Here is a 575-nt window from a genome sequence, read left to right on the forward strand (position 1 = left end):
AAATTGTGACAGCGATAAGAAACGCTTCAAAATTTAGTATGTCCATATTGTTGTGATAATTAATGGGTAATGCGTCATCAATACCGCCAATCCACAAGATTCGCAAGCTTCTTTTTTAAGAGCGCTATACAACCGGATGAATTTGTGGACAATGAGACGTCATTAAATGTTAATTATTAGTAAATTAACTTCAGTTGCTTAGCGCGACTTGATGTGAAGGACCCTTTTCGGGTGTTTAGGGAAAGAACAAAAATAAGAGTAGTCACAATGAATGCATTTACAAAACTCGTCGAACATTCAAAAAAAGTCGCCAACTTTGGCCATTTATTAGAAATTGTAGGCTGGGATCAAGCTGCTGTGATGCCATCAGGCGGTGCTGAAGCACGCTCCAACGCAATGGCTGAACTTGAAGTACACATCCACTCACTCATGACTCAGCCCCATCTTGAGGATCTATTTGCACAAGCAGAAGAAGAAACCCTCGCCACGCAAGAGCGAGCCATGTTACGTGAAATGAAACGCGAATGGCAGCTTGCAAACCTTCTTCCAGAATCATTAGTTCAAGCAAGTTCTCT

The 575-nt window shown here is 41.4% G+C and carries 1 pseudogene; it reads left to right on the forward strand.

Annotated elements, in window-relative coordinates:
* Positions 1-267: 267 nt before the first annotated feature.
* Positions 268-575, forward strand: a pseudogene (locus tag R7R24_RS29060) (carboxypeptidase M32); the annotation flags it as partial.

It is taken from the genome of Vibrio sp. 704 (assembly GCF_033339295.1).